Below are 6824 nucleotides of genomic sequence, written 5' to 3' on the forward strand. Positions count from 1 at the left end.
CCCCCGGTACGACGCCAGTGACCTGCGCATTCTCCACTGGACAGCGACCGCCACCCACCCACCTCTCAATAATCCATTTCAGGCCTTTTCCATAGCTTTGCAAGTGTTACCGTCGGAGATGGGCCTACGGGACGAGCGAGGGAGTTCGACCGGAGTAGCCGACTTTGGCGGACGCTACGGCCGTCCGCCGGGGCCGACGTCGACGGTCGGGCTGAGAGGCCGGAAGGTCGAAAGAACCGGAGGGCGACCCTTGGAACCTGCCCCGGACAATGCCGGCGCAGGGAGCCCCGCCCCGTAGGCCGTTTCCGAACTTACAGGGGCCCCTCCTGCGGAGCGCCAAGAGACAGCTTGGGCGAGAGCCCTGGATGCAAGCACCGAGGTCCACCGCTACTCCGCTGTTCCCCCGAGAAGTCCCCGACACGTGCCCTCCGAAATTCAGGGGGCTCGCCATAGCCGCGATTTCAGGACGGCGCACGGTCGCCTGGGACCGACCGAGGCGCCCCCTGCACGATCATGTACCGGGCAGGGGGCGCTTTCGCGCGTTCAGAGTGCGTCGATCGCCTTCACGATCAACGAGCGTGCGGCCGGCCCGTACACCGCCATGCTCCGCAGCTCCTCGAACGCCTTGAGGTACAGGGCGATCTCGGACGGCTGCGTCACGTTCACCTGCGCGGAGAGCAACTCGACGGACACGAGCGTGTCGTCGTACATGTGGAACGTCTCCTGCGGCCAGATGACTCGCTCAGGCGTGGCCTCGGGGATGATCCCGAGGGACACGGCCGGCAATGCCGAGGCCGTGAGCAGGTGTCCGAGCTGTGCGGCCATGGCCTCCGCGTCGCCGAGTTGGTAGCGGAGCGCCGCCTCCTCGACGAGCAGTAGGAATCGGTGCCCGGCCTCATGGATGATCTTTGATCGTTCCGTGCGGGCGTCGGCCGCCGCCTCGGAGTCGTCGGGGATGTCGAGCATGCGGGCGTTTGCGCTGAGGAGGGCGCGCGTGTAACCGCTCGTCTGCAACAGGCCGGGCACCAGGGTGGGTGAGTAGATGCGGAATACGCCGGTCGACTGGTACAGCCGAATGTAGCTGTCCTGCAACTGCCGCAGGCCGGTGCGGACTCGGCGCTGCCACTCCGTGTACAGCGACTCCGCGTGCAGCGAGTCGGCGATCAGGTCCGGCGCCCGGCTCTCGGTGCCGCACGCCCGGCACCACAGGCGGATATCGGTTGGAGAGGGCGCGGTCTTGGCGTTCTCGATCCGGCTCGTCTTCGCGTGGTGCCATTCGCACAGGGCGGCCAGCCCAGCCACCGTCAGCCCGGCGCTCTTCCGTAGGTCGCGCAGCTGCCGGGCGACGTTCTCACGTGCTGCCTGGGCCGAGGATGATGGGGAGGTGGGCATGGACTGGCTCGCCTGTGCTTTCTGCTATCGGATCTTGTACTGCTCGTGCGGCACGGCGCGCGACCACACGGCCTCGAACGCCTCGACGACCTGGGCCACGATCGAAGGCTCCTCGCGCAGTTCGAGGCCGGGGTCCGACCAGTCGCCGTCACCCGTGAAGTGATTGAACAGGACGGCTGTCCCGTCGAAGATCCACAGGTCGTTGCCCGGCAACATCAGGTCCGAGGCGTCCCGCCGCGGCAGCCACCGGACCTGTTCCCCAGCGTGGACGTTCACGTCGGTGCCGGCGTGCTCGTATCGGATGTAGTCCGTGACGGGCTCGGACACGACGCGAGCTCGACGCACGGTCACTCCGCGGGCGGCCGCAGTGGAGATGAGGTCCACCCAGGGCGCCCAGTACGCGGATGTGGGGTCGGCGTCTCGGCGCCCGCTTCGCTTCCACTCCTCGAAGTCTGCGGCCTCGTCGCCGACGCCGTATTGGTCGCGCATCTCCAGGTGCACGGCCGAGCGCTGGACGCGACCGAAGAGATCCTTAAAGCTGAGTGCGCTCTGCGGCATTGCATGCCTCCCTCAGCATGGGTACGAGGCGGGCGGGGATTCGGATCACGGACTCGTGGTCGGGAATGCCCTTCGCGTGTCCGGGCGCGGTGCGCTCGGTGCATTGGGCCCGTGTCGCCTCGTCAGCGGTGTAGCTCTGAAGCACGATGTCGGCCGTCGCCTCGTCGATCCATGCGGTGGGTGAGCCGCTCTGGCCCGTGTCGGGGTCGATCCCGATGAAGCGTAGGTTCATGTCCGCCCTCCGTTCGCCCGTTGTGCGTGACTGTGCATCAGCCTGTGGGCGCCCGAGTGGCCCGTCAAGAGTGCGATGTGGCCAGAGCTTGCAGCAAGAGTGAATGCGTGCACAAATCTGCACCAACCTGGAATCGCCATCACCGGCCGTTCTACGGTCCTCGACATGGACACCCGGAACCCCGCCGGCGGGCCCGCCCCGCGCGAGACGCTCGGCACTTCTACAACGGTCCCGCCCGTACTCACCGCCGCCGGCCCCCGCCACGCGGTCCTCGACCTGTCCGGCCTGACGGGCAGCCAACACCGCGGCAGCGCCTGCGCGTTCTGCGACAGGCCGGTTTCGAACGACAACGCCGTCGACCTCGGCGAACGCCGCGACGCCGACGGCGTCCGCATCTTCCCCCGCGCACACCCCGAATGTGTCGAGGCCGAACGGTGAGTGCCGCCTCGGGCTGGTGCCACTGGCACCACGCCCCGGCCGACACGCTCGCCCTCATCGCCATCGCACCCGCCACCAGCGGCACCGAGTTCCCTACCACCTTCGGCCTGGTGCCCGCTGTCGCGGCGACGGAGTCCGGCGGCCGAGCGCCCGAAAGCCGCCTCGCCACCCCAGCCGCCGGCGACGACCACGACTTCCCCATCGAAGGCAAGACCGGCGCCCACTGCCCCGAGCACGGAATCGAGATACAGCGTCTCCCGCAGCCGCTCCGACTCCTCCAAGCTCTCGCGGAAGAGCTGAGGGCAGCCGGAGACACACATGGCTGACGAGAGGACAGAGCGCCCCTGCATCAGCTGCGGAAGCAGCCGCACGACATACGCGGGAAGCGTCGAACGCGGCACCGGTGTACGCACCCTGTGGGCCTGCCCCAGACACCCGGACGAGATCACGGCGCAAACCCGCACGGTCGAAGAACAGGAGACCTTCCTCCTCGACCTCGCACACCGCAACAAGCCCAGCCGCAAGCCGCCCACCCCCTGAACCACTCCGGCCGACGGGGCCCATTCCAGGGCTGTCACGTACACCGGCCGGAGCACCAGACCCCGCCCCCGGGCACCAGTCCAGGCGGTCGGCACCCGGGGCGGGTTAGCAAGTGCAGCGCATCACCCCGCGCGAAGGGATGTACAGCAGATGAGCACAGCAGTCATCGCGACCACCGAGCAGACGAGGACTCGTGACCCGCAGGCCATCCTCAACGCCGTCGCCCCGCACATCACTGAACTGACCGTCAACGTCTTCGACAGCGGCATGAGCCTGTGGGACCGCGAGGTCACCCTGCTCCTGCGCGACCACACCATGGTCCGCGACATGGCCGAACGAATTCTCGGCAACGCGGTCATGTACGTCATGGGCTCCATCGAGAACCCCGATGTCCACCTCGGTGTCGGCCGGCTCGTCGACATCGGCGTCCACCAGCTCATTCTCGACACACCCGTCTGGTGGGGCATCTGCCGCCTCTACAACGGGGGTCGCTTCAAACATCACGCCCCGTTCATCGAACGCCGCAGTGACGGCCTGTGCCTGCGCACCGGCGACTTCCTCCTCTCCGAGGGATGGCCCGTCGACGAGGAGCTGTGGGCCATCGACGGCGCGAAGTGCTCGCCGTGTGACGACAAGGTTCCCGACAGCCACTGACGCCCTACCCTGGCTCTGGCCTCTGCCTGCTTCCGGCGGGCGGGGGCCGCCGCCCGCACCCACGAAGGAACGCCTGTGCCCGCACTGCACGACATCGTCGCCGAGACTGAACTGTGGGACGCCTTCGCCAAGTCGGCGTTCGAGCCGGAAGCCGAACCCGCCTTCCACTGGACGCAGTACGCGGGACATGGCCCCGGCGCCGAGCTGCTCGGCGACCCGGCGACCGCTCTGGAGATCGGATGCGGCACCGGCCGGGCGGTGGCCTTCCTCGCCAACCGCGGAGTGAAGGCGACGGGCCTGGATCTCTCGCCCGTGATGATCGCGAAGGTCATCGAGCGATGGGCGGCGACAGGCGCGCAGTTCGAGCAGGGCGAGGTGCTCGACCACCTGCGCGAGACATCGCGCACCTTCGACGCGATCTACTCCATCTTCGGCGCCGCCTGGTTCGCGCCGCCGAACCTCCTGTTTCCCCTCGTCTCCGAGCGGCTCGCCCCGGGTGGCCGGTTCGTCTTCTCCCAGCCGCCCGCGATCCCCGGCGCCTACGGACCGCAGGGGATGTACAAGGGCGGCTTCGCGGGCAAGGCCATGTTCACCTACCGCTACAGCTACAAACCACAGGTCTGGGAGCGTCTCCTGCTGCAGTCCGGCTTCCGTGCAGCCGACGCCCGCGTCGTTGAGGCGCCGCAGGCCGGCCACATCGGCACGTTGATCGTTCAGGCTGAGCGCTGACACGACGGCCCCGAGCCCGGCCGCCACCAGTCGTCTCGTACAGGGTGCGCGAGGGCACGCTCAGCGTGTCAGCGATCCGGATCAACGTATCCAAGAGCGGGCTCGACTGACCCTGCTCGATCCGTCATGTGGGCAAGCCACACAGGACCGACCGTGCGCGGTGCACGTACTCACTCCTCTCCGCCGCATCGCGCGGTGAGGCGCCACGACTCGGCGCGAGCCCGTCGCCGCAGCGCAGAAGGGGACTCAGATGCGCGCTCCCACCCTCCGCATCGCAGCCACCGCAGTCGTCTTGGTGGGCGGTGCCCGCACCACGGCCCGGCTCGCCGCGGGCCAACTGGACCTCGACTGGGGCTGATCCCACCGACGAGAACCCCTGCGAAGCAGCACCCGGGGAGAAAGGCCCCGCAGGCAAGAGGCCCCCCACCCCGAAACGGGTGAGGGCCTCCTTCTTGCTGCATGCTCGTTCGTGACACGCGGGCGCGATCACCCTCGGGCCTCTGACCAGCCACTACAAATGGTGGGCGCGGACGTTTTCGAACTGCTGACATCCGCTTTGTAAGTTCGTTCCGCGTGGGCTCCAGCCGCCCCCGTCGGCTCGTACGACGGCCGGACGGAGGCGCTGGTGTACACCGCCGTCCGGCATTGTTGATGTCGGCCGCAGATGTCAAAAGCCCCGGGCACACGACTCCGGAGAGCGTCTGCGCCTGGTGGGTTCACGCAGCACAGAGACGCGCCTCGGCTCGCTCTGATGGGACCTGGCCGCGAATAGGCCGAGCTCTCACCACCCGCCCTGAGTACCGACGCTTCGTCTCGAAGTAACATTGGACGGGCGGTTTCCGTGAGACGGAGTGCCTCTCGCCTTTGCATTGGCCGCCAGGTTCACACGGTTGCCCCCCGCTGTGCGGCGGCCGTTGCCGCGCAGTTAGAAACTCACCACTGCAGCTCTCCTTAAGCTGGATCTGGATCGCCGCCCGTCGGCGGGTCAAGGTCTCCCCCTGTCGCCGCTTCGTTGTCGCGGCCCATTGAACTCGATGATGCCGTTGCGAGTTGGGGGAGGGCTGACGAAAGAATGCCGGACTCCAGTTCGCCAGAGACCACAGCCTGGATCAATATATCATTCGCCTCACGGGCTTTTTGCCGCCCTCGCGCAACCAAAAACCATGCACATGGAATAAGCAGAAATAAATCGAAATTACCCCTAGCCGCTATAGCACCGATGAGCACTGAAGCACTGAATCCGACATTCACCCTCAGGTCCGCCTCGGCGGCCGCGCGATCGTACGTTCCATAAATCTCCACATTCCTGGCCTGCAGGCGAATGGCGAGCTGGTCAAGCTCATCGCCAAATCTTCCCATCGCAGAATGCAAGTCCACCCTCCTTCCTCCGATTTTGCGAATATGTATGGCTAGATCGATGAGAGCTGAACGTGAAGCACGACTACCCCATGCGGGCCTGCGGACATATGTGAATGACTCGTCTGGCAGGAGTAATGAGTGCAGTTCTGCTGCTCCTCGACTTGTCTCCGACGTCTCCACCCAGCGCAACATTCTCGGATTTTCGAGCTCCCCCGCTAGCGGATTCCCCAAAATCCTCTGCCGGGCGCTCCACCACCACTCGGAAAATCTGAACCAATGAACGATAGAACGCGCGCGAATTTCAAGAAGACACCCGATTAGGTATGCAGCGAAGGTAACGCCAGCAAGTGTGGCTGTCGTGCCGACTATAGAGCTGAGTTGGTACATACTTTTCCATGCCCCGTGCGCCGACACTCTTCTTGGAATGTACTCCGAGAAGCTGATCCAAAGGACGAGTAGCCAAATGTACCCGGCGGCCAGCGGTGCGCGAATCTCTCGGATTCCTGGCAGCAAGTTTGCAAGCATGTAGTCAGCTTGCATCAACGCACGGGCCGCTTGGCCGACTTCGATGAAACTGAGGCTGGTGGAGCCTCGGCGCGGCGGCGGCTCCTGGCCATCGGCGAGGACGGCACCCGTGCGAGGCAAAGGCTTGAGGTCTGCACCTATACTTCAGGCGTGTTTGCCGTGAACTCCAAAAGGCACCGGGGAAAGACCGTCTGGTACGGAGATCGAGCCATCACCATCAACGGCACCCCCACCCGCCACATCGCGGCCAGTCAATCCGAGGCGCGCCGAGTCTCCCGCGCACTGTCCTCGTCTTGCGGGTTCGAGGTACCCGTACGTCCCAGGGCCTGTTGCAAGATTGAAGATCGTCCGGTTCGCCGGAGTCGCCTGGAAGCAGGGCAAGTATCCCGGTTCGGGC

General features: G+C 66.2%; 9 protein-coding genes. 5 read left to right on the forward strand and 4 right to left on the reverse strand.

The genetic code is table 11. The annotated features are described in order from the left end of the window. Positions 1–543: 543 nt before the first annotated feature. From LCE31_RS33995 to LCE31_RS34005, 3 genes are read right to left on the reverse strand one after another with little or no spacing between them, the layout of a single operon-like run. Positions 544–1392: a helix-turn-helix domain-containing protein gene (locus LCE31_RS33995; RefSeq protein WP_225021394.1), complete on the reverse strand. Its 849-nt coding sequence runs from the start codon at positions 1390–1392 to the stop codon at positions 544–546. Between the two features lie 24 nt (positions 1393–1416). Beyond that, entirely contained in the window at positions 1417–1950 is a 534-nt protein-coding gene (locus LCE31_RS34000; protein ID WP_225021397.1) for a DUF6879 family protein, read from the reverse strand. Continuing rightward, entirely contained in the window at positions 1925–2182 is a 258-nt protein-coding gene (locus LCE31_RS34005; RefSeq protein WP_225021399.1) for a hypothetical protein, read from the reverse strand. Before LCE31_RS34005 ends, LCE31_RS34000 begins: the two co-directional genes overlap by 26 nt. A gap of 165 nt (positions 2183–2347) precedes the next feature. Here LCE31_RS34005 and LCE31_RS34010 point away from each other — a divergent pair, with 165 nt between their 5' ends. The 5 genes from LCE31_RS34010 (at position 2348) to LCE31_RS34030 (ending at position 4543) form a co-directional block, all read left to right on the forward strand. Continuing rightward, positions 2348–2620: a hypothetical protein gene (locus tag LCE31_RS34010; RefSeq protein ID WP_225021402.1), complete on the forward strand. Its 273-nt coding sequence runs from the start codon at positions 2348–2350 to the stop codon at positions 2618–2620. Further along, on the forward strand, positions 2617–2946 hold the full coding sequence (locus LCE31_RS34015) for a hypothetical protein (RefSeq protein ID WP_225021404.1): 330 nt from the start codon (positions 2617–2619) through the stop codon (positions 2944–2946). The genes LCE31_RS34010 and LCE31_RS34015 overlap by 4 nt, the downstream gene beginning before the upstream one ends. Further along, positions 2939–3160 (forward strand): hypothetical protein, encoded by a 222-nt coding sequence (locus LCE31_RS34020; protein WP_225021406.1) that lies wholly within the window; start codon positions 2939–2941, stop codon positions 3158–3160. The genes LCE31_RS34015 and LCE31_RS34020 overlap by 8 nt, the downstream gene beginning before the upstream one ends. A gap of 150 nt (positions 3161–3310) precedes the next feature. Then, positions 3311–3814, forward strand: a complete 504-nt coding sequence (locus LCE31_RS34025; RefSeq protein WP_225021408.1) for a hypothetical protein — start codon at positions 3311–3313, stop codon at positions 3812–3814. Positions 3815–3889: 75 nt separating this feature from the next. After that, positions 3890–4543, forward strand: coding sequence for a class I SAM-dependent methyltransferase (locus LCE31_RS34030; RefSeq protein ID WP_225021410.1), 654 nt, complete (start codon positions 3890–3892; stop codon positions 4541–4543). A 951-nt stretch (positions 4544–5494) separates the two neighbouring features. Here LCE31_RS34030 and LCE31_RS34035 read toward each other — a convergent pair. Next, positions 5495–5914: a hypothetical protein gene (locus LCE31_RS34035; protein WP_225021412.1), complete on the reverse strand. Its 420-nt coding sequence runs from the start codon at positions 5912–5914 to the stop codon at positions 5495–5497. Positions 5915–6824 lie beyond the last annotated feature (910 nt).

It is taken from the genome of Streptomyces sp. 8L (genome assembly GCF_020176795.1).
Taxonomy (GTDB): Bacteria; Actinomycetota; Actinomycetes; order Streptomycetales; family Streptomycetaceae; genus Streptomyces.

What these genes read in the sequence shown, in the direction of transcription:
- LCE31_RS33995 (WP_225021394.1), bottom strand. Translation starts at nt 1,392, where the DNA reads ATGCCCACCTCCCCATCATCCTCGGCCCAGGCAGCACGTGAGAACGTC.
- LCE31_RS34000 (WP_225021397.1), bottom strand. Translation starts at nt 1,950, where the DNA reads ATGCCGCAGAGCGCACTCAGCTTTAAGGATCTCTTCGGTCGCGTCCAG.
- LCE31_RS34005 (WP_225021399.1), bottom strand. Translation starts at nt 2,182, where the DNA reads ATGAACCTACGCTTCATCGGGATCGACCCCGACACGGGCCAGAGCGGC.
- LCE31_RS34010 (WP_225021402.1), top strand. Translation starts at nt 2,348, where the DNA reads ATGGACACCCGGAACCCCGCCGGCGGGCCCGCCCCGCGCGAGACGCTC.
- LCE31_RS34020 (WP_225021406.1), top strand. Translation starts at nt 2,939, where the DNA reads ATGGCTGACGAGAGGACAGAGCGCCCCTGCATCAGCTGCGGAAGCAGC.
- LCE31_RS34025 (WP_225021408.1), top strand. Translation starts at nt 3,311, where the DNA reads ATGAGCACAGCAGTCATCGCGACCACCGAGCAGACGAGGACTCGTGAC.